This window comes from Mycobacterium lehmannii, from assembly GCF_002245535.1.
GTDB lineage: Bacteria > Actinomycetota > Actinomycetes > Mycobacteriales > Mycobacteriaceae > Mycobacterium > Mycobacterium lehmannii.
On the sequence record NZ_NKCN01000012.1, the window covers coordinates 34,219 to 53,174 of the forward strand.

General features: G+C 66.6%; 18 protein-coding genes. 8 read left to right on the forward strand and 10 right to left on the reverse strand.

Annotated features, from left to right (window positions below; all coding sequences use genetic code 11):
• Positions 1–7: 7 nt before the first annotated feature.
• Positions 8–2,143 (reverse strand): Rv1355c family protein, encoded by a 2,136-nt coding sequence (locus tag CEX87_RS14900; RefSeq protein WP_094287899.1) that lies wholly within the window; start codon positions 2,141–2,143, stop codon positions 8–10.
• Positions 2,140–2,889, reverse strand: a complete 750-nt coding sequence (locus tag CEX87_RS14905; RefSeq protein WP_064398275.1) for a hypothetical protein — start codon at positions 2,887–2,889, stop codon at positions 2,140–2,142. Before CEX87_RS14905 ends, CEX87_RS14900 begins: the two co-directional genes overlap by 4 nt.
• A gap of 292 nt (positions 2,890–3,181) precedes the next feature.
• Between CEX87_RS14905 and purU the strand changes: the two genes are divergently transcribed.
• Positions 3,182–4,087 (forward strand): formyltetrahydrofolate deformylase, encoded by a 906-nt coding sequence (gene purU, locus CEX87_RS14910; RefSeq protein ID WP_233151394.1) that lies wholly within the window; start codon positions 3,182–3,184, stop codon positions 4,085–4,087.
• Positions 4,088–4,119: 32 nt separating this feature from the next.
• Entirely contained in the window at positions 4,120–4,572 is a 453-nt protein-coding gene (locus CEX87_RS14915) for a MaoC family dehydratase (protein ID WP_064398279.1), read from the forward strand.
• A 1-nt stretch (position 4,573) separates the two neighbouring features.
• On the opposite strand, the gene CEX87_RS14920 is transcribed toward CEX87_RS14915, so the two are convergent.
• Both CEX87_RS14920 and CEX87_RS14925 read right to left on the reverse strand, forming a co-directional pair.
• Entirely contained in the window at positions 4,574–5,392 is an 819-nt protein-coding gene (locus tag CEX87_RS14920) for a mycofactocin-coupled SDR family oxidoreductase (protein WP_064417611.1), read from the reverse strand.
• A complete protein-coding gene (locus CEX87_RS14925) occupies positions 5,389–6,561 on the reverse strand; it encodes an acyl-CoA dehydrogenase family protein (RefSeq protein WP_094288009.1) in 1,173 nt (390 codons plus the stop codon). Before CEX87_RS14925 ends, CEX87_RS14920 begins: the two co-directional genes overlap by 4 nt.
• Before the next feature lie 167 nt (positions 6,562–6,728).
• Between CEX87_RS14925 and fabG the strand changes: the two genes are divergently transcribed.
• From fabG to CEX87_RS14945, 4 genes are read left to right on the forward strand one after another with little or no spacing between them, the layout of a single operon-like run.
• Positions 6,729–7,469 carry a 3-oxoacyl-ACP reductase FabG gene (gene fabG / locus CEX87_RS14930; protein WP_066842918.1) on the forward strand — a complete coding sequence of 247 codons (741 nt, stop codon included), beginning with the start codon at positions 6,729–6,731 and terminating at the stop codon, positions 7,467–7,469.
• Positions 7,466–8,686: an acetyl-CoA C-acetyltransferase gene (locus tag CEX87_RS14935; RefSeq protein WP_064398284.1), complete on the forward strand. Its 1,221-nt coding sequence runs from the start codon at positions 7,466–7,468 to the stop codon at positions 8,684–8,686. Before fabG ends, CEX87_RS14935 begins: the two co-directional genes overlap by 4 nt.
• Positions 8,683–9,876, forward strand: coding sequence for an acyl-CoA dehydrogenase family protein (locus CEX87_RS14940; protein WP_064398286.1), 1,194 nt, complete (start codon positions 8,683–8,685; stop codon positions 9,874–9,876). Before CEX87_RS14935 ends, CEX87_RS14940 begins: the two co-directional genes overlap by 4 nt.
• A gap of 2 nt (positions 9,877–9,878) precedes the next feature.
• Entirely contained in the window at positions 9,879–10,547 is a 669-nt protein-coding gene (locus CEX87_RS14945) for a GntR family transcriptional regulator (protein ID WP_064398808.1), read from the forward strand.
• On the opposite strand, the gene CEX87_RS14950 is transcribed toward CEX87_RS14945, so the two are convergent.
• Genes CEX87_RS14950 through CEX87_RS14975 form a run of 6 tightly spaced genes read right to left on the reverse strand, consistent with a single transcriptional unit; the run spans position 10,540 to position 17,416 of the window.
• Complete coding sequence (locus tag CEX87_RS14950) at positions 10,540–12,030, reverse strand: class I adenylate-forming enzyme family protein (RefSeq protein ID WP_094287900.1); 1,491 nt, start codon at positions 12,028–12,030, stop codon at positions 10,540–10,542. The two genes, CEX87_RS14945 and CEX87_RS14950, sit on opposite strands and share 8 nt — an antisense overlap.
• The gene (locus CEX87_RS14955) at positions 12,023–13,534 is read right to left on the reverse strand and encodes a class I adenylate-forming enzyme family protein (protein WP_094287901.1); all 1,512 of its coding nucleotides are present in this window, start codon (positions 13,532–13,534) and stop codon (positions 12,023–12,025) included. Before CEX87_RS14955 ends, CEX87_RS14950 begins: the two co-directional genes overlap by 8 nt.
• Positions 13,527–14,993, reverse strand: a complete 1,467-nt coding sequence (locus tag CEX87_RS14960; protein WP_094287904.1) for a class I adenylate-forming enzyme family protein — start codon at positions 14,991–14,993, stop codon at positions 13,527–13,529. Before CEX87_RS14960 ends, CEX87_RS14955 begins: the two co-directional genes overlap by 8 nt.
• Positions 14,993–15,784 (reverse strand): enoyl-CoA hydratase/isomerase family protein, encoded by a 792-nt coding sequence (locus CEX87_RS14965; protein ID WP_064425107.1) that lies wholly within the window; start codon positions 15,782–15,784, stop codon positions 14,993–14,995. Before CEX87_RS14965 ends, CEX87_RS14960 begins: the two co-directional genes overlap by 1 nt.
• Position 15,785: 1 nt before the next feature.
• A complete protein-coding gene (locus CEX87_RS14970; protein WP_064425108.1) occupies positions 15,786–16,595 on the reverse strand; it encodes an enoyl-CoA hydratase/isomerase family protein in 810 nt (269 codons plus the stop codon).
• 14 nt (positions 16,596–16,609) lie between these two features.
• Positions 16,610–17,416, reverse strand: coding sequence for an enoyl-CoA hydratase/isomerase family protein (locus tag CEX87_RS14975; RefSeq protein ID WP_064425109.1), 807 nt, complete (start codon positions 17,414–17,416; stop codon positions 16,610–16,612).
• Positions 17,417–17,527: 111 nt separating this feature from the next.
• Between CEX87_RS14975 and CEX87_RS14980 the strand changes: the two genes are divergently transcribed.
• Together CEX87_RS14980 and CEX87_RS14985 are read left to right on the forward strand one after the other, a co-directional pair.
• Complete coding sequence (locus CEX87_RS14980; protein ID WP_064425110.1) at positions 17,528–18,178, forward strand: hotdog family protein; 651 nt, start codon at positions 17,528–17,530, stop codon at positions 18,176–18,178.
• On the forward strand, positions 18,175–18,948 hold the full coding sequence (locus CEX87_RS14985; RefSeq protein ID WP_064425111.1) for a FadR/GntR family transcriptional regulator: 774 nt from the start codon (positions 18,175–18,177) through the stop codon (positions 18,946–18,948). Before CEX87_RS14980 ends, CEX87_RS14985 begins: the two co-directional genes overlap by 4 nt.
• Positions 18,949–18,956 lie beyond the last annotated feature (8 nt).

The window sequence follows — 18,956 nt, forward strand, 5'->3', positions numbered from 1 at the left end:
CTGGGCACTAACCCTCCCTAACGCCGTCGGCGCTGTCGCGACGGTAGTGACTGCGGCGCCGGCTTCTGACCGACGGGCGGGCTGCGTAGGTGAACCTGAGGGTCAACGCCTGTGACTCATCCATACCGGTTCCCGCGAGTTGCCGAAAATCATATTGCAGCCTGGCGAGGTCGTCGGCGAAAGCGGGCGAGACCCGGCGGCGGTCCTGCGTGTCGAGCGCATACAGAAACGGCGGTGAAACCGGTTGTACGGCAAGCCCGTGCTGCTGGGCCCGGATCCACACCGACTCGACGGCCGCCCCGGCGCGTGCGTAGTCGGCCAGGCGGTGCCCGCTTACCGAGACGACCGCCAGACCGGCGCAATCCCGCACCCGGCGCGCGGTGTCGTCGCCGAGGGCCCGCCCGCCGTCCCACTCCTTCACGTGGGCCATTACCTCCGGCCGGCGCAGGACGTCGAGCATCACCAAGTCCGCGGGAGCGAGCTCGAGTGTGCGTACGTCGATGCCGGAGTCCAGCGAGGCCGAGTCGGGCCACCGCAGTTCGGCGAACATCTCGGCGTGCAGGTGCGGAGTCAGATATCGGATGCGATCGGCGGCGGCCAGAATCGCTGCGGCCGATTCGAGATCCGGCCGGTCGGTCAGGACCCTCAACCGGGCGCCTTCGGCCTCCGCGGCGGCGACCAGGGCCGCGATCGTGTCGTTAGGGATCGGCGCGGCGTTGCCGAGACGCCGGTTGGTCTCCCGGGCCAGCATCGGCTCGTAGAGCGATGCGAGTCCGGGGTCGTCGCCGGGTGCGAGATGCACCGTCGCGACCAACGGTGAAGCCTCGTCACCGGCGCCGTAGTGCACCTGTGCGGTCATCTGGTGGGCGGCGGCCGCGACGCGGGCGTTGAAGGTCGCGGCGCCGACCGCGAGGGCGCTGGCGCGCAGACCGACGTCCATCGTCGTGGTGAATCGCGGGTCCAACGCGACGGTCACCGATCCAGCGGTCACCTCGATCCGCCAGGGCTGCGCATTGCCGCCCGAGGGCGCGCGCTGCGCGGCGGCAGCGATCGCGTCCGTCGCCCGGTTCGCCCGGTCCTCGGCAGGGTCGTCGACCGGGTGGTCGCCGAGGGGCACGACCGGGGTGTCGAGGCGGTCGAAAACTTCGGCGATGTCCATCCGCGCCCGTCCGGAGGGGAGGTGCTCGCCAAGGCCGATCCGCCGGACCGCTTCGGCGACCAGGCTGGTGTTCAACGCCACCTCGGAGGTCAACTGCGGCCACGTCGAGAGGGTCTGTCCCACCTCGATCAGCGAGGCCGCCATCCGGGCCGAAACCTGGCTGGCCTCGGCCAGTCGAAGCGAGTAGGGCAGCTTGTCGGTGCTGCTGAGATTCGCCAGGCCGGCCGCGTCCATGTCTCCGACGAGGCCGTGCAGGATCGGGCGTGCCGGATCGAGATCGAACCGCTCGACGTCGAGCAGCGCGCGATCGCTGGTCGTCATCAGCACCGGGATCCCGCGCTCGCGTGCGGCCTCGCGGACCAGCAGCTTGGCGTCCAGGGAGTCGCATTCCTCGATGACGAGGTCCAGGCCGTCGAGGAACTCGTGCACGGTTCGCTCATTGACGCCGGCGACGTCGACGCGCACCGGCAGATACGGATCGAGTTCGGCGATCCTTCTGGCGCACACGACCGCCTTGTTCACACCGATGTCGAGCACCGAGGCGGGCACCCGGTTCAGGTTCGTCAGATCCATGTCGTCGAAGTCGCTCAACCGCAAGCCGCCGCACAGTCCTTGAGCCGCGAGCGCGTAAGCGATCGTATGACCGACACTCAAGCCGACGACGCCGACGGTGAGACCACCGAGCTTCTTCTGTTCGGCGGCCGTGATCAGGTTGCGATTGCGATCCAGACGCACACGGCGAAAACCTCTTGGGCCGAGGATGCTGGCCGCGGCCCGCCGCCACGGATAGTAGACCCATCGGATCGGTTCAGCGAGAACGTCTTCCGGCGGTGATGGCCGCATTTCGCGCAGCACCTGCTGTTGGTGTGCTGCACCGTCGGTGATTGCGATGCTCGGATCCGACTGCAGTTGGGCGAGGACGGGATCGTCGGCGCGCAGAACTACTGCGGTGCACCAACTCGGATCGCCGTCCCCACCGATCACCGCTCGGTCCCGGTGGCGGCCGATAACCCGACCGCCTTGTGAACAGGAGCCAGCATCTGCTGTTCGGCAAAATACAACGAAAGCTGTTTGGGGTCGGCATGTTTGGCGAACGTCGCACGATCCCACCAGGCCAGTCGGGTCTCATAACGCTCGTCGGGATACGGCGTCGGAGGAATCTTCGTTGCGAGAATGCCGCCGGACGAGAGCCATCGCTTGAGCACATACGAGGCCGCCGTCGCGACGATGAACTGAATGTCGAGAAGCCCCATCGCATGCAGCGGTGTTCGGGAGATGGCGTAGGTGAGCTGACGGTTGCGATCGGGATCGTCAGTCACCCATGCGGTTTTCATCTCCACGACGCCGAATGGTAGCCGGTCGCTGATCATCTTCCGCACCGCGTCGAAGCCCGGCTGGCCCTTCCACTCCAGCAGTGCATGGGCCTCGTCGGCCGACTGATAAGGCCCTTTCGCCCGGAGGCCACCGACCACCTTTCCCGATCGGTCGACACAGGCGGCGAACAGGATCGTGTCCGAGCCGGTGTGCAACGCCTCCATGTCGAGTGCTTTTGCGACACCGTGCTTGGTGTAACTGCGCGTCGCCCCGTGCACGAAATCCCGCCAGAGCTCGGGCTCGACCGCGGGGTGTGCAAAGGTGATCGTGCAGTCGGTCTCCGAATCCCAGAAACTGGGAGTCTGTCGCAAACTGGTGGCGACATCGGTGGCGGGCTGGATTTGTGCAATGGTCATAATCGTCCGATCATCGGGCAGTTCCCATGTCAGGTCGCTGCTGATTACGTGTGGATTTCCCACATCCATATGAGTATCTCGCCGAGTGCGGTTTTATTACCAGGAAGCGCAGTGATCTTGTTGTGAAAAAGCGTGTTGTCGGCGCGAAAAAGATGTCCGGTATCGTGCGGTGGATCGCATGCAGCTAATTAGTGCAGACCCGCTGCGGAATGGCTGGGACCCACCCGCGGATTAGGGTTCGCAAACCCGTGATGTGGTGGTTCACCTGCGCTTGTGACGGCCTAGTGCCACGCTGGGAGAGGTGACCGGGGGATATCCGAGTCCGGGTTCAGGGAACCTGCCCGTTAAGGATGTGGGCAGGTTGCTGCTTCGCTGTGTGGACCGGCCGGGATTGGTGGCGGCCGTCAGCGCATTTCTGGCCGCCGCCGGCGCGAACATCGTGTCGCTGGATCAGCACGCGACCGAACAGTCGGGCGGCACATTCATGCAGCGCACCATTTTTCACCTTCCCGGCCTGACCGCCGCACGCGATGAGCTCGAACGCGAATTCGCCGCACAGGTCGCCGTACCATTCGGTATGGACTTTCGGCTCACCGAAGCCGCGAAACCTAAACGGGTGGCGATCATGGCCTCCAAAGAAGACCACTGCCTACTCGATCTGCTGTGGCGCAACCGGCGTGGCGAGCTCGACATGTCCGTGGCCATGGTGATCTCGAACCATCCCGACCTCGCGGATCAGGTCCGGCCCTTCTCGGTTCCGTTCATCCACGTACCGGCCAGTAGGGAAGTCCGCGAGGATGCCGAACGTCGCCAGCTCGAGTTGCTGCGCGGCAACGTCGACCTGGTGGTCCTGGCGCGATACATGCAGATCCTCACGCCGGCCTTCATCACCGAGGTCGGGTGCCCGCTCATCAACATCCACCACTCGTTCCTGCCAGCGTTCATAGGCGCCGCGCCGTATCGGCGGGCCAAGGAGCGAGGGGTCAAGCTCGTCGGCGCCACCGCGCACTACGTGACCGAGGACCTCGACGAGGGCCCGATCATCGAGCAGGACGTGGTGCGGGTCGACCATCGGCACGGCGTGGAAGATCTGGTCCGCCTCGGATCGGACGTCGAACGCGTTGTTTTGTCCCGAGCGGTGCTGTGGCACTGTGAGGACCGCATCATTCGATTCGGCAACCAGACCGTCGTCTTCTAGCCGAATTCTGTCGCCGGTACGAAGGAGAAGTAGTGAAGAAGTTCAGCGACCTCGACGAGTTCATCGCGGCCGAGGGCAGCCAGCTCGGCCCCACCGAATGGCTCGAAGTCACCCAGGACCGCGTCAACCTGTTCGCCGACGCGACCGAGGACCACCAGTGGATCCACGTCGACCCCGAGAAGGCGGCCAACGGGCCGTTCGGGGCGACGATCGCCCACGGCTTGCTGACGCTGTCGCTGCTCCCGTACTTCTCTCATCAGCTGTACACGGTCGGCAACATCGCGATGGCGATCAACTACGGCTACAACAAGGTTCGCTTCATCACACCGGTCAAGGTCGGCGCCAAGATCCGCGCCACGGGCGAACTGACGAAGATCGACCAGCTCGACGGTGCCGTGCAGTCGACGATGACCACGACGATCGAGATCGAGGGCTCGGAAAAGCCTGCCGCCGTTGCGGAGTCGATCGTGCGCTTCATCCGCTGATTCAGTACTGGGTGGAGCCCTGGTCCACCGGAATGGCCGTCGCCGTCATGTGTTTCGACTCGTCGCCGGCCAACCAGCACACCACCTCGGCGACGTCTTCGGGTTGCAGGACCCACGTCGGCAGAAACGGCGTCATCATGTGCTGCAGCGACGGATTGGTCTCCATCACCTTGGCGATCGCGGTGATCATGTCGCCCGAACCCATCGGGGTGTTGACCGGGCCGGGGTGCACGCTGTTGACGCGGATCGAGTGCTTTCCGAGTTCGGCGGCCAGGGCGCGGGCCATGCCGGTGACGGCGTGCTTGCTCGCGGTGTAGTGAACCATGAACGGCTGCAACTTGATTCCGGCAGCCGAGCTGATCAGGATGATGGACCCGCCCCGGCCACCGTCGATGATGTGCTGCGCGCCGGCCCGAACGGCGTTGAAGGTTCCTGCCACGTTGATGTCCATCACGTCGCGGAAGTCCTCCGGCGTGATCTCGTCCCACAGCTGCGGTGGCGAGATACCCGCGTTGGCAACGATCACGTCGAGCCGGCCGAATGCGGCAACCCCTTCGGCGACAACCTCGTTGAGGGTCTCGGCGTCACGGGTGTCGGCCTGCGCGGTGAGGATGCGGCGACCGGTGGCCTCGACCAGCCGGGCCGTCTCGGCAAGTTCCTCAGGTGTTGCATGGTCGTAAGGCACACAGTCCGGAAGCTTTCCGGCGATGTCGACGGCGATGATGTCGGCGCCCTCGGTGGCCATCCGGACGGCGTGTGCGCGACCCTGACCCCGTGCGGCGCCGGTGATGAACGCGACCTTGTCGGTGAGCCTGTTCACGAGCGCTCCTTCTGTGCGGTCTTGACGAGGTTGGACCCGATGATGAGACGCTGTATCTCGCTGGTGCCCTCGTAAAGTCGCAGCAGCCGGACATCGCGATAGATGCGTTCGACGGGAACCTCGCGCATGTAGCCGCTGCCGCCGTGGATCTGGACCGCGATATCGGCGACATCACCTGCCATCTCGGTGCAGAACAGCTTGGCCGCCGACGGTGCCACCCTGCGGTCCTCGCCGGTGACCCATTGGCGCGCAGCGTCGCGGACCAGTGCACGGCCGGCCATCACGCCGGTCTGCTGATCGGCGAGCATCGCCTGCACCAACTGGAAGTTACCGATCGGTGTATCTCCCTGGGTCGCGGTGGCGGCGTAGGCGACCGACTCGTCGAGCGCGCGTTGCGCGGCCCCGACCGCCAATGCGGCGATGTGTACGCGTCCGCGCGCCAACGAGATCATCGCGGCGCGATAACCGATGTCCTCGCTACCGCCGACGAGTGCTTCGGCGGGCACACGCACGTCGTCGAAGCTGACGTCCGCCGTCCACGCGCCCTCCTGGCCCATCTTCGCGTCCTTGGCGCCGACCTGGACACCGGCGGCGTCTGCGGGCACCAGGAACACAGCGATGCCCGCGCCGTCCGCATCGGCGGGGCGGCTGCGGGCGAACACGACGAAAAGGTCGGCGGTCGGGGCGTTGGTGATGAACCGCTTCTGACCCGTGATCACCCAATCGCTATCTTGCCGAACGGCTTTGGTGCGAAGTCCCGACGGATTGGAGCCCGCGCCGGGCTCGGTGAGTGCGAACGATGCGACGACGTCGCCGGTGGCCATCGGCTCGAGCCAGCGGGCCTTCTGCTCGTCGGTGCCGAATCCGACAAGGACCTGTCCCGCGATGCCGTTGTTCGTCCCGAACATCGAGCGCAGAGCCAGCGAGGTGTAACCCAGCTCCATCGCCAGCTCGACGTCCTGCGAGAGGTCCAGCCCCAGCCCGCCCCACTCCTGGGGGATCGCATAGCCGAAGAGCCCCATCTTCTTGGCCTGTTCGCGAAGGTCGTCGGGCACCCGGTCCCCGGCCAGGATCTCCTGCTCACGGGGGATCACCGCGGTGCGGACGAAGTGACGGGTCTGCGCCAGGATCTCCTGGAAGTCCTCGTCGCTGACTTCGGATGTCGCCATCCTGTGCTCCTTGTCCTCATCTGCTCGCGCGAGCGTCGCTGCAAGTCGCGGCGAGCACGCGCGCGGTGTGACCGGTCGGCCCATCGAATGGGGGCGATCATATATGAAATATGATGTTCGATTGACGCGGCCCCGGGTGGGCCTTGACCAGTGGAAGGGGTGATCAGGTGTCGCTGTTGACCGGACAGACGGCGGTCGTGACCGGAGGCGCGCAGGGCCTGGGATACGCGATCGCCGAACGGTTTATCGCCGAAGGCGCGCGGGTGGTGCTTGGCGACGTGGATCTCGCCGCCACCGAAGCGGCGGCCGGGAAACTCGGCGGCGAGGATCTCGCGCTGGCGGTGCGCTGTGACGTCACCAAGGGCGCCGACGTCGAGGCGTTGGTCGGCGCCGCCGTCGAGCGGTTCGGTGGGCTGGACATCATGGTCAACAACGCCGGGATCACCCGTGACGCGACGCTTCGCAAGATGACCGAGGAGCAGTTCGATCAGGTCATCGCCGTGCACCTGAAAGGCACATGGAACGGGCTGAAGGCGGCGGCGCCGATCATGCGTGAGAACAAGCGCGGCTCGATCGTCAACATGTCGTCGATCTCGGGCAAGGTCGGCATGATCGGCCAGACCAACTACTCGGCCGCCAAGGCAGGCATCGTCGGTATGACCAAGGCCGCGGCCAAGGAACTCGCCCATCTCGGGGTGCGGGTCAATGCGATTCAGCCGGGACTGATCCGCTCGGCGATGACGGAGGCCATGCCGCAGAAGGCGTGGGACCAGAAGCTGGCCGAGGTGCCGATGGGCCGCGCCGGTGAGCCGGAGGAGGTGGCCAAGGTCGCCCTGTTCCTGGCCAGTGATCTGTCCTCGTACATGACCGGGACCGTTCTCGAGATCACCGGGGGACGACACCTATGAGCACCCGCGAGGCCGTCATCTGCGAACCGGTGCGCACACCGATCGGCCGTTACGGCGGAATGTTCAAGTCGCTCACGGCCGTCGACCTCGGCGTCACCGCACTCAAGGGTCTGCTGGAGCGCACCGGAATCGAGCCGGAAGCAGTCGAGGACGTGATCCTGGGTCACTGCTATCCGAGCGCCGAGGCGCCCGCCATCGGCCGCGTCGTGGCGCTGGACTCCGGGCTGCCGGTGACCGTGCCCGGTATGCAGGTCGACCGGCGGTGCGGTTCGGGTCTGCAGGCCGTTATCCAGGCGTGTCTGCAGGTCGCCAACGGCGACAACGACGTCGTGGTCGCGGGTGGCGCGGAGAGCATGAGCAACGTGACGTTCTACTCGACCGACGTCCGGTGGGGCCCTGCGCCCGGCGGCGTCATGCTGCACGACTCGTTGGCCCGCGGGCGCACCACCGCCGGTGGCAAGCACTATCCGGTGCCCGGCGGGATGCTCGAGACCGCCGAGAACCTGCGCAGGCAGTACGACATCTCGCGGAAAGAGCAGGACGAGCTCGCCGTGACGTCTCATCGTCGCGCGGTGGCCGCCCAGAAAGACGGCATCCTGGCCGAGGAGATCATCCCCGTCACGGTGCGCACCCGGCAAGGCGAAGAGGTGATCGACACCGACGAGCACCCGAGACCCGACACCTCGCTCGAATCACTGGCGAAGCTGAGACCTGTTCTCGGCAAGCAGGATCCGGACGCGACCGTCACCGCGGGCAACGCGAGCGGCCAGAACGACGCCGCATCGATGTGCGTGGTGACCACGCGCGACAAAGCCGAAGAGCTGGGGCTGACGCCGCTGGTGCGGCTGGTGTCGTGGGGTTCGGCGGGCGTGGCGCCCAACGTCATGGGGATCGGGCCCGTGCCCGCCACCGAGGTGGCGCTGGCCAAGGCGGGACTGTCGTTGGCCGACATCGACCTGATCGAGCTGAATGAGGCGTTCGCCGCTCAGGCCCTTGCTGTAATGCGGGAGTGGAGTTTCGGCGCGGCGGACACCGAACGCACAAACGTGCACGGCTCGGGAATCTCGCTCGGGCATCCCGTCGGCGCGACGGGCGGTCGAATGTTGGCGACGCTGGCGCGCGAACTGACGAGGCGCGGCTCCCGCTACGGCTTGGAGACCATGTGCATCGGCGGGGGGCAGGGGCTGGCCGCGGTGTTCGAGAGGGTCGACGCATGACCAAACTCGCGCAGACGGTGGGATTGACCGATGTGCAGGCCGAAATCCTCTCCACCGTACGGCAATTCGTCGAGAAGGAAATCATCCCGAACGCGCCGGAGTTCGAGAAGACCGACACCTACCCACAGGCCATCGTCGATGCGATGAAGGAGATGGGGCTGTTCGGGTTGATGATCCCCGAGGAGTACGGGGGCCTCGGCGAATCGCTGCTGACGTACGCGCTGTGCGTCGAGGAGTTGGCGCGCGGCTGGATGAGCATCTCCGGTGTGCTCAACACCCACTTCATCGTCGCCTACATGTTGCGCCAGCACGGCACCGACGCGCAGAAGCAGCACTACCTGCCGAGGATGGCGACGGGGGAGACGCGCGGCGCGTTCTCGATGTCGGAACCCGAACTCGGTTCCGACGTCGCCGCGATCCGGACGCGGGCCACCCGCAACGACGACGGCACCTACCGGATCGACGGTCAGAAGATGTGGTTGACCAACGGGGGCACGTCCACCCTGGTCGCGGTGTTGGTCCGCACCGACGAGGGAGCCGACAAACCGCATCGCAACCTGACCGCATTCCTGGTCGAAAAGCCGGTCGGTTACGGGGAAGTCGCGCCGGGCCTGACCATTCCGGGCAAGCTCGACAAGCTCGGTTACAAGGGCATCGACACCACCGAGTTGATCTTCGACGGCTACGTGGCCAAGGCCGACGACATCCTCGGCGAGGCGCCGGGGCAGGGATTCTTCCAGATGATGGACGGAATCGAGGTCGGCCGGGTCAACGTCTCGGCGCGGGCGTGCGGTGTCGGCATCCGCGCGTTCGAACTGGCGGTCCGCTACGCCCAGCAGCGCCAGACGTTCGGCAAGCCGATCTCCGAGCACCAGGCCATCGCCTTCCAATTGGCCGAGATGGCAACCAAAGTAGAGGCGGCCCATCTGATGATGGTCAACGCCGCCCGGCTGAAGGACTCCGGGGAACGCAACGACGTCGCGGCCGGAATGGCGAAGTACCTCGCGAGCGAATTCTGCTCGGAGGTCACCCAGCAGAGTTTCCGAATCCACGGCGGTTACGGCTATTCGAAGGAATACGAAATCGAGCGGCTGATGCGCGACGCGCCGTTCCTGTTGATCGGCGAGGGCACCAGCGAGATCCAGAAGAACATCATCAGCAAGCGATTGCTCGCCGACTATCAGGTGTGACGGTGACAGCGCCCGAATTCGCCTTCCGGCCTCAACTCGCCGAGGACGTCGCACGTTTCGTGCGCAAACGTATCTTCGACGGTACCTACGGCGCCGGCGAGTACGTGCGGCTGGAGCAACTGGCCGCCGAGCTCGGCATCAGCGTCACCCCGGTCCGCGAGGCGCTGTTCGAGTTGAAGGCCGAAGGGCTACTGGCCCAACAGCCGCGGCGCGGTTTCGTCGTACTGCCGGTGACCGGCCGCGACCTCACCGACGTGTCAAATGTGCAGGCTCACATCGGTGGTGAGCTCGCGGCGCGTGCCGCGGCCAACATCACCGACGATCAGCTGCGCGACCTTAAGCAGATCCAGTCCGACCTGGAAGCGGCGTACGCCGCCGCCGACGACGAGCGGGCGGTACGGCTCAACCACGAATTCCACCGTGCCATCAACGTCGCCGCGGACTCACCCAAGCTGGCCCAGCTGATGTCACAGATCACCCGGTACGCCCCCGAGTCGGTCTTCCCGGTCATCGCGGGCTGGCCGGAGAAGTCGAACGATCATCACCGCAGGCTGCTGGCCGCGCTGGAACAGCACGACGAGAGCCTCGCCCGCGCCGAGATGTCTGAACACCTCGCCGCAGGCGCGAAGCCGTTGATCGAGCACCTCACAGAGCGAGGCGTGGTCACCTGACCTGCTCGCGCAGGATTTCGCGCAGCGCTCGGACGTCGACTTTGCCCGACGCCTTGCGGGGGATGTCGTCGTCCTTGCCGGTCACAAGCCACACCGTCGGGACCTTGAAGGCGCTCAACCGGTTTCGGGCCTCGGCGCGCAGCTCGTCCACAGGGCGTTCCGACACCACGACGGCACCGACGGCACCTGCCACGTCGGTAACGATCGCGTTCAGCACCCCGTCGATGGTCCGCAACGCGCGCTCCACCTCGCTGGGGTACACCGTCGCGCCGCTGACCTTGAACATGTCGTCGCTGCGGCCGTGGTAGAACATGAAGCCGTCGTCGTCGAGATGTCCGAGGTCACCGGTGGGGTAGAAGCCGTCAGGAGTGAACACGTCCTCCCGGCTCCGGCGGCAGATACCCCGCATGACGTGTGGCCCGCGGATCTGGATCATCCCGATGGTCCCGGTGGGCACCGGCTCGCCGCTGTCGGGGTCGACGATACGAACCTCCATGCCGTCGAAGGGTTTTCCGCAACTGCCCCATGCCGAGCGCGGCATGTCGGTGTCGGCGGGGTAGCCGCAGTACGGTCCGAACGACTCGGTCATACCGAACAGATTGGCCCGGGCGCCGCGGACCGCGCGCTGCTCGGCTGGCAGCAACGCCTCCATGCTGCCGACCCGCAGCTGCGAGAGATCAGCTCCCACAGCGGCGTTCGCGCGTGCCAGCGCCGCCGCCTGATCTGGCCAGCCGCGAAACAGCGTCACGCGCTCGCGTTCGATCAGGCGCAGCGTCGTCTCCGGGCGGGGCATCTCCTCGGTCACCAGCGTCGCACCGGTCAGCAACGCGGACAGCAGGCCGCCGGCCAGCCCGCCCACCCAGAAGAACGGCATCGGCAGATACAACCGGGTGTCGGCGGAGATGCACCGCGCCGCCAAACCGGATCGCACCGCGCCCAAGGCGTTGCCGTGCGAGTGGATCACACCCTTGGGTGGGCCGCTGCTGCCGGAGGTGAACATGATCGCCAGCGTGTCGCTCGGGGTGACCGCGGCCGCGATCTCGTCGACGGGCGCCGCGCCGCCCGACGGCAGCCGGTCCGCGTGCCAAACCTCGCGCAGGGCGGGAAGGTTGGCGCGTTCGGCCCGGATGTCGTCGAGATAGTGGTGGCCGCGGAACTCTTCGACGGACACCACGAACTGCACAGCGGCCACGCGGAGCTGGGCAGCGAGTTCGGGTGGCTGCAACAGCGTGCTCAACGGCACCAGCACCGCGCCGGCGCGGGTCAGCGCGATCGCGATCCGCACCCATTCGACGCTGTTGGGCATGATCAACGCGACCCGACTGCCTTTGCCCACCCCTACGGCCACGAAGGCGGCGGCCAGCTCGCGCGTGGCGGCGTCGAGATCGGAATAGGTGATCCTGGCCGACGGGTCGATCACCGCCGGCTTGTCGCCATGTTCGGAGGCTCGCAGTCGGACCAGTGCGTCGATCGTGTCAGACATCGAAAACCTCTGCCAATCGAGACAAGTCGACCTTTCCGCTCGACAACACCGGGATGCGGGTAGCGGGCACGGCGGCGAACCGCCGGGGGATCTTGTAGGCAGACAACTCGGTCTTGAGCCGCTGGCGACATCCGGCCTCGTCGAATGACGCACCGTCGTGCAGCGCGATGACCGCGGCGACCAGCTGGCCGCGTTCGGCGTCGGGGAGGCCGATCACGTGTGCGACGAGGCCGCCGGTCACCTTCGCGATCGCCCGTTCCACTTCCGCGGGTGCGACATTGGCGCCCGCGGTCTTGATCATCGAGCCGCGGCGGCCGACGAAGTAGAAGAAGCCGTCGGCGTCCGTGCGAACGAGGTCGCCGGTGTGGAACCAGCCGTCGGCGTCGAAGCACTCCTCCCGGCTGCGCTTGTAATACCGCTGCATCATGAACGGCCCACGGGCGCACAGCTCACCGACGGAGCCGGCGCGCACGGGCGCTCCGGTATCGGGATCGACGACCTTGACGTCGAATCCGGGAACCGGCTTGCCGAACGATCCGCGCCGGTGCTCGGGCTGATCGGATTCGTCGGCGCAGGCGAGGATGACGCTGCCGGACTCGGTCATGCCGAGCATGGTGTGGCGCAGTTCGAAATCGGCGGGCCGGACGTCGGGCGCCATGATCGGGTACAGGTTGCCTCGCCTGATCGACGACAGATCACGGCTCGGCAGGCTGGGGTGCCGGGCCAGGTGCGCGATGCCGGCCACGAAACCGTTGGTCATCGTCGGCTTCTCGGCCTCCAGCAGATCGAGGGTTTCGCCGGCATCCACGGCGTTGGAGCACAGTAATGTTGCGCCGGCCAGCAAGGTGGCCAGCACCGAGTAGGCGAAGCCGCCGATCCAGAAGAACGGCGAATTGCTGAACAGCTTCTCCTCGGCGGTCAGCCCGCGGATCTCGTTGAGCACCATCTGGTGGTCGAGCAGTCCGGCGTGCGTGTGCACGACACCCTTGGGTGCGCTGGTCGACCCCGACGTGTAGATGATCGCCAATTCGTCGCACGGTTCGACATCGTCTTCGAGCGCGGCCAGCAGGTCGGTGTCGGCCAACTCCGTCGGCTCGGTGTCGACGAGAACGTGACGGAGCAGCGGAATGCCCTCGACGTCGGCGAGCCGTTGCCGGTAGTCATGAGATCGGTATGCCCCTGTGGCCAGGAGGATCTCGACGTCGGAGTGGGCGAGTTGTTCGCGCATCTCCCGTGCGGTCGCCAGCGTCGAGACCGGGATCACCACGGCGCCGATCCGCGCGGCGGCCAGCATCGCCACGACGAACGCCGACCCGTTCGGATACAACACGCCGACGTGCGTGCCCTTGCCCGCGCCGAGACAGATCAGCCCGCGAGCCAGCCGGGCCGACCGGCGTTCGGCGTCGGTATAGCTCACCCGGTCCGCATCGCAGATCAGCAGCGGCTGATCGCCCCGCGCAGCGGCCTGCGCGCGCAGCACCGACCCGACGGTGCGGTCAGCCATGGCCGGCGGTGGCTCCGGTCTCGAAGTGTTGCCGGACCGCGCTCAGGTCGGGTTTACCCGAGGGCGTGCACGGCATCTGCTCGACGATCGCGATCGCGGTGGGAACCTCATAGCGTGCCAGGCGGTTTCGCAGGAACTCCTCGAGCGTCGCGGCATCGACGGGTTCGCGCGGCTGCACCATCGCCACCGGCGTCTCCCCGAGTCGTTCGTCGGGTCTACCCACGACGGCGGCACTGTGCACCGCGGGGTGGCTCTCCAGCGCTCTGCGCACATCGTCGGGCATGACCTTGAAACCGCCGCGGATGATCGCCTGGTCCGCACGTCCGAGGATCCACACGAACCCGTCGGCATCGATGCGCGCCATGTCGGTGGTGCGCATCCAGTCCGCTGCGGGACCCAGTTGGCCGGGTTTGACCTCGAGCAGGCCGGGCTGATCGACGCCGAGGGGGTGACCGTCGTCGTCGACGACGCGCAGTTGTGCGCCGAGGCTGGCCCTTCCCACACTGCCCCGCTTGGTCTGCCAGTGCTGCTGGTAATCGGTCAGCGTCCAGCCGGCGACCCCGCCGCCGAACTCGGTTGCGGCATACGACGTCAACACCGGTATGCCGAACTTCTCGGTGAACGCGTCGGCGTCCTCGGCGGACAGTGGTGCGGTGCCGGAGGTGACCGCCTGGATGCCGGCCAGATCGTCGCGGGTCAGGTCCGAGTGCAGCACCGTGCGCAGCGCCGCGGGCACAAGGGACACCGCGCGCGGACGGTGACGCCGCACCGCGTCGACCCAGCGGTTCAGTTCGAAGCGGTCGAGAAGGGCGAACGAACGCCCCTCGCACACACACTGCAGCACCCGGAACACCCCACCGATGTGCACCAGCGGGGCGTTGACGATGGCCACCCCGCTTCGCAGTCGCTTCGGCGGCGGCGCCTCGTCGAAGCCTTCGCCGATCACGCTGTGGGCCAACATGTCGTAGGTCAGATCGATCCGCTTGGGCGGACTGGTCGTGCCGCTGGTCAGCATCCGCACCGCGACGCCGATGCGGTTCTCCTCGGGCACCAGGGCGCGGGCCGCGGTCCAACGGATGGGGTCGCGAACCGTCGAGATCGCCACCATGTCGGTGCCCGGGGTGCGCACCAGCCGTGTCAGGTCGTCCTGTTCGCCGATCACCACCGGCAGCGCCAACGCATCGAGGTCAGCCCTGATGCGATCGTCGCCGCGCGACGGGTTGACGACCACCACGGTGCCCCCACCGAGCAGGACACCGAGAAAGCTCGCGACATGGGCGGGCGTGTTGCGCAACAGCATTCCGACCTGGCGCCCCATTACCCCGACCCCGTAGACCTGCGAGGCCAGTCCGTGCAACTGACCCCAGGTGACCCATTGCCCTTCGTATTCGATGGCGGGCGCGTCCGCGTCGAGCGCGAGGACATCCCGAATGCGTCTGCTGAGCGGGTGCTCACCCATCAGCGGATCCTCGGTTCGGATCGCGTGGGCGTTGGCGCTTGGGCCAACTCGGCCTGACCGAGCGGATTGCCCAGTCGGGTGTAGATCAAGTTCTGTTCCATCGCTGCGCGATAGGGCTTCTCCAGCGACTCCCAGATCGCCTTGACGGTGCCTTGTGTCGCTGAGGGCGGCTTTGCGGCGATGCCGGCGGCGATCTCGTGTGCGCGCGCCCACAGGCGGTCGATGGGAACCACCTCCGTCACCAAGCCCATCTGCAGAGCCGTGGCGGCGCTGACACGTTCGTCGTTGCCCATCAACGCGATACGCAGCGACTGGGCGAGGCCGACCCGTCGCATCAGCCCGATCGGTTCCAGTGCGCACACCAGGCCTGCGCTCACGTGGGAGTCGAAGAAGGTGGCATCCTGCGAACAGATGACCACGTCGGCCTCGTTGAGGAAATAGAACGCTCCCGCTGTGCACATGCCCTGGACCGCGCAGACGACCGGCTTCCACATCTTCTGCCACTTCGGGCTGAGGTGCTCGCCGGGATCCTCATGGTTCCACACGTTTTGAGGCTGGCCGTAGGACTCCTTGATATCCAGGCCCGCGCTGAACGCGCGGTCGCCCACCGCGCGAAGCACCACCGCGTTGACCGCGTCGTCGGTCTTGACGAGCTGCCACGCCTGCGACATCTCCTCACACATCGTGCGGTTGAAGGCGTTCAGCGATTCCGGTCGGTTCAGCGTGATGGTCGCGACGTGGTCGGTGGCGTCCACATCGACGAGGATGGTCTCGAACGACGGCTCCGACATGTTATCGACACTGCCAGTTCGGGGTGCGCTTCTCCATGAACGCCTTGGGGCCCTCGGCGGCGTCGTCGGTGCGCACCACCCGCTCACGGAACGTCTCGGCGAGGATCTCTGCCTCGTGCAGCGGCAGGTCGAGCGTCTTGTGGATGGCCAGCCGGGTACCCCGGACCGCGAGCGGGGCATTCGAGTTGACGATGTCGGCGATCTCGTGCGCGCGCTCCAACAGTCGGTCGTGCTCCACCACCTCGCTGATCATGCCCAGCTCGTATGCCCGTTCGGCGCTCATCCGCTCGTGCTTGCCCATCAGCGCCATGCGTAGCGCGATGTTGCGTGGCAGGATCCTGGCCAGCCGGACCATCTCGCGGCCGGCCACCAGACCGATGCTCACGTGTGGGTCGAAGAATGTGGCCTTGTCGGAGGCGATCGCGATGTCGCCGGTGGTGATCCAGTCCAGTCCTGCCCCACAACACAACCCGTTCACGGCAGTGAGGACCGGTTTGGCCATGCGGCGGAACGGGGGTGTGCCCTCCTGCGGCGCCTCCCACTGTTCGTAGGTGGACAGGTACGGCCGCTCGTAGATGACCCTGCCGTCCTCGGGGATCTCGCCGACATCGGCGCCGGTGCAGAACGCACGGCCCGTGCCGGTCACGATCAGGATCCAGATGTCGTCGTCGTTCTCGGCTTCGTCGTAGGCGTTGCGAAGTTCTGAGACCATGCGCGGGCTCAGCGCGTTGAGCGCATTGGGCCGGTTCAAGGTGATCGTGGCCTTGTGCCCGTCGACCTCGTAGGTGATGTTCTCGAAAGTGGGGGACATCGTCTTCCTATTCGTCAGCGCCCTTGGAATTCCGGCGGGCGCTTGTCGCGGAACGCCGTCAGTCCTTCTTTGAAATCGGTGGTCCGGCAGGACAACTCGACGTTGTAGAGCTCCCTGATCATGGTGTCGGAAAGCGACGCGTGCTGACCGTAGTGCATGGATTGTTTGGCCAGGCCCATCGCGACGGTCGGCCCGGATGCCAACCGCTCGACGAGTTCGTCGCTCACCGCGGATAATTCGTTTTCCGGCACCGCGGCGTGGATCAGACCCCACTGCGCCGCGTCGGCGCCGCTGACCCTCTCGCCCAGCAGCAGCATCCGCTTGGCGCGCGCTAGCCCGACGAGGCGGGGCAGCAGCCAGGTCGAACCCGAGTCGGGACTGAAACCGCGCCCGAGGAACGGCTCCCAGAACACGGCGTCCTTCGCGGCCACGGTGAAGTCGGCTGCCAGCGCCAGGTTACAACCGAGCGCGGCGGCCCAGCCGCGAACCGTGCACACCACCGGTAGATGAAGCGTGTGGACCAGTTCGACCACTCGGTGCGCGGTGTGGGGTTGGCGCCGGAGGATATCTCCGGTGCGGGGACGCCGCTCACCGGCGTTGGACGCTACCCAGTCCACCCCGGCGCAGAAATCCGACCCCTCGCCACGGATGTGGACGGCGCGTAGGGAATCGTCGGTGGCGGCTGCGGTCAATGTCGCCACGAGCGTGTCGGTCATGCTGCGGCTCAACGCGTTACGCCGCGAAGGGCGATTCAGCGTGATACGCAGGATCGCGCCGTCGCGCGAGGTTTCGACCACGCCGTCGTCAGCCGCATCGGTCACCGTTGAATCCGCCAATCTCGAGCTATACGGTTAGACATACAGTATTGCTATCTTGTACAAGTTAGCAAGGACAGCGGTCGAAAAGACGTTGCCGCCGACGAGAGGCCATCGATGGCACAGGACACGCCGAGCTACGGCGAGCAACCGCTGGCGCAGACCGTCGCGGCCGCGGGTGCCCTGCGCCGGCTCAGCGGCCTGCTGCTGTCGCTGGAACACGACCATCCCACCGTCGACGTGATGCTGCGCCAGATCGGTGATTGGGAACGCGAATTGGCCGCCGCCGCACCGACCGATATGACGCCGCGCATCGGCCCCGACGCCGCGGAGACGCAGCGGGTATACCTCGACCACGCCTTCGACGTCGGCGCGTACAACCCGGCGTTTCCCGAATACGCCATCGACGCATTGGACGCCGACTCCGCGTCGGGCAGGGTCACGTTCCCGGTCGTCTTCGAAGGTCCACCAGGATTGGTCAACGGTGGGTTTCTCGCCGTGTTCTTCGACTGCGTGACGCAGCATCACAGCTGCGCCATGGGCCGAACGGGCAAGACCCGCTCGCTGACGGTCACCTTCCGCAGGCCGACGCCGATCCTCACGGAGCTGGAATTCGACGTGCGGCGCGTGGAGGCCGACGGCCGCGTGACATCGACGGCCCGGTTGCTGCTGGGCGAGGAGGTGCTGTGCATCGGTGAGTTCAACACGTCGGCGTCCTCACCCGAGCGGCTGTCGGTGTTCCAATTCGGGAAGCGCCGGCCGAGATGACCAGCGCGCACAGGATCCGTCAGCCCCGAGTGGCCGAGATCATCGCTGCGCGGCTGCGCGACGACATCCTGTCCGGGCGGCTCAAAGAGGGCGACGTGCTGCCATCGCAGGACGGCCTGCTCGCCGAGTTCGGCGTCAGCCCACCGGCATTGCGCGAGGCCATCCACATCCTCGAGACGGAGGGCCTGATCTCGGTACGGCGCGGCAACATGGGGGGTGCGGTCGTGCATCAGCCGTCGGCGGACCGCACCGCCCACATGATCAGCATGGTGCTGCAGGCCCGGTCGGCGACTCCCGCGGATGTCAGCGGCGCACTGCTGCACCTCGAACCGATCTGCGCGAGCATGTGCGCGGCCAGGTCCGACCGCATGACCGAGGTCGTGCCCCACCTCGAGGACGAGATACAGAGACAGATCGACGATTTCGACGACCCGTCGCGGTATGTCCCCAATGCCCGGCGGTTTCACGAGACGATCGTCTCCCGCTGCGGCAACGAGCCAATGATCCTGTTGATCGGCTCGCTGGAGCTGATCTGGTCGGCGCACGAGTCGTCGGTGTGGGGCGATGAGACGGGCGCCGATCCGATGAACGACAAGACGATGCGGGCCGCGCTGCGCGATCACCAACGCCTGCTCGACGCGATCCGCGACGGCAACCAGGCCCGCGCGGCGCGACTGGCCGCCGACCACCTTGCGGTCGCACGGCGCAACACGCTCGCGGCCGGAACGGACAAAACCATTGAGGCCAAGCTCATTTCCGACGTTCAGTGAGGACACCC

Excerpts from the sequence above, each read along its gene's own strand:
- CEX87_RS14980 (WP_064425110.1), top strand. The coding sequence starts at position 17,528 with ATGGCACAGGACACGCCGAGCTACGGCGAGCAACCGCTGGCGCAGACC.
- CEX87_RS14940 (WP_064398286.1), top strand. The coding sequence starts at position 8,683 with ATGACCAAACTCGCGCAGACGGTGGGATTGACCGATGTGCAGGCCGAA.
- CEX87_RS14955 (WP_094287901.1), bottom strand. The coding sequence starts at position 13,534 with ATGGCTGACCGCACCGTCGGGTCGGTGCTGCGCGCGCAGGCCGCTGCG.
- CEX87_RS14970 (WP_064425108.1), bottom strand. The coding sequence starts at position 16,595 with ATGTCCCCCACTTTCGAGAACATCACCTACGAGGTCGACGGGCACAAG.
- CEX87_RS14905 (WP_064398275.1), bottom strand. The coding sequence starts at position 2,889 with ATGACCATTGCACAAATCCAGCCCGCCACCGATGTCGCCACCAGTTTG.
- CEX87_RS14950 (WP_094287900.1), bottom strand. The coding sequence starts at position 12,030 with ATGTCTGACACGATCGACGCACTGGTCCGACTGCGAGCCTCCGAACAT.
- CEX87_RS14965 (WP_064425107.1), bottom strand. The coding sequence starts at position 15,784 with ATGTCGGAGCCGTCGTTCGAGACCATCCTCGTCGATGTGGACGCCACC.
- CEX87_RS14960 (WP_094287904.1), bottom strand. The coding sequence starts at position 14,993 with ATGGGTGAGCACCCGCTCAGCAGACGCATTCGGGATGTCCTCGCGCTC.
- CEX87_RS14985 (WP_064425111.1), top strand. The coding sequence starts at position 18,175 with ATGACCAGCGCGCACAGGATCCGTCAGCCCCGAGTGGCCGAGATCATC.
- CEX87_RS14925 (WP_094288009.1), bottom strand. The coding sequence starts at position 6,561 with ATGGCGACATCCGAAGTCAGCGACGAGGACTTCCAGGAGATCCTGGCG.
- CEX87_RS14935 (WP_064398284.1), top strand. The coding sequence starts at position 7,466 with ATGAGCACCCGCGAGGCCGTCATCTGCGAACCGGTGCGCACACCGATC.